Below are 1,711 nucleotides of genomic sequence, written 5' to 3'. Positions count from 1 at the left end.
CCAGGTAAAGCTGGTCGGCTAAGGTTCCGCCAAGAATTCCGACGACCAGAAGAGCCAGCGCATAGATGCCGAATGTTTGAAACGTTTCAGGCGCCGTCAGCCGGCTCGGCGGCAGCCACCCCCACACTTCAGCAAGACCGTACAGTTGAATGTTGGTTAAAAGTCCGAACAGAATGATGCAGAAACAGGCGGCAAGAAGCCCCACTCGCCGGCGAGGGACGAGACTGGCCGCCGCCACCGTCATGACATACAACACCGCGAAGGGACTCTCGACCCCCCCGGTCCTCGCAACCAACACCGTTTCAAGAAGGAAGTCGATCCCGACCTGAGCCCAGAAAAATATCGTGAGCGAAACTGGTGAGGTCAGCCTACGGAGCAGGAGAGCGGAAGGAATCGTCAGAACGTACGTCAGAACCATCAGAGTGTAGAACGTTTCAACCCGCCCACCCTTCGCAACTTGGAAGGCGAGAGACAGACCGAGCGTCAGGCTCACAAGGGCGAGTCGAAGCCCCATGAGCCAATAGAGCCTTACGCGCAAATCATTCATGAGAAGAGGGCCATTGCGGGAGAAGGTCACGCCCTGCGCTGAAACACGCTACATACATTCTTACCCGACAAGAGATCGGCCACCACCTCTTCCTCCTGAGTAGAGGCAGGAAATGGTTCGTCCAGTAAAGTTATAGACCTTTACAGCAAAGAGGCATTGCCTCACCTTCGTGAGGGGCACGCAACCGAACACCGACCTCTAGCCTATGGCTTCCGACATTTTGAAGATTGGAAGATACATCGCGATCACAATAAACCCAATTACAATCCCCAAGAACACCATCATGACGGGCTCCAACAATGAGGTGAGCGACGCGACTGCCTGATCGACCTCATCCTCGTAAAAATCTGCAATCTTTCCCAGCATCGCGTCCAGCGCGCCAGTTGATTCACCGACGGCGATCATATGCGTCACCATCTTGGGAAATATTCCGCTTGCCGCCAGGGGATCAGCAATGGTCTTTCCACCGCTGATACTGACGCGAGCATTGATCAATGCTTCCTCAATAACCTTATTGCCTGCCGTCTTTGCGCAGATAGTCAAGCCGTCCAGCAGAGGCACTCCACTCCCGAGCAATGTTCCAAGGGTACGCGAAAACTTAGCGACTGAGGCCTTCCTGATTAGGTCCCCAAACACTGGCGTCTTGAGAAGTAACTTGTCGATAGCCATTCGGCCCTGGGCGGTTGCATAGTATTTCTTGATACTAAAGACGACCGCCCCGATGCTCCCTAACATCACATACCAATAGGACGTGAACACATTGCTGACATCAATGACGAACTGCGTAGGACCCGGCAGCCCCATTTTCCCGCCGGATAATTCATTGAACATTTTCGCGAAGATCGGAATGACCCAAATCATTAGGACCGTGATCACCACCGCCGCAACACCGAGAATTGCAGAAGGGTAGATCATGGCAGATTTGATCTGTCCTTTGAGCTTCATCGCTTTCTCGATGTATTTCGCGAGGCGCGTCAAGATCGTATCGAGCAGGCCACCCACCTCACCAGCATGCACTAGGTTGACGTAGAGATCGTCGAACACTTTGGGGTGGCGACGTAGAGCATCCGAAAAAGTTGAACCGGCTTCCACATGAGTCTTCACTTCTCCGATCGTCTCTCGTAACACTTTATTCTCGGACTGGGTCGAGAGAATTTCGAGACA

General features: G+C 53.2%; 2 protein-coding genes. Both read right to left on the bottom strand.

The window, feature by feature from the left end; all coding sequences use genetic code 11:
• Positions 1-547 (bottom strand): hypothetical protein (locus Q7U76_13505; GenBank protein ID MDO8357402.1); only part of this gene is annotated, 547 nt, incomplete at its 3' end.
• Between the two features lie 198 nt (positions 548-745).
• Positions 746-1,711, bottom strand: a 966-nt coding sequence (locus tag Q7U76_13500) for a type II secretion system F family protein (GenBank protein MDO8357401.1), incomplete at its 5' end; no start/stop codon positions are given.

This window comes from Nitrospirota bacterium (assembly GCA_030645475.1).
Lineage (GTDB): Bacteria > Nitrospirota > Nitrospiria > Nitrospirales > Nitrospiraceae > Palsa-1315.
This window is presented reverse-complemented; position numbering and strand designations above follow the sequence as displayed.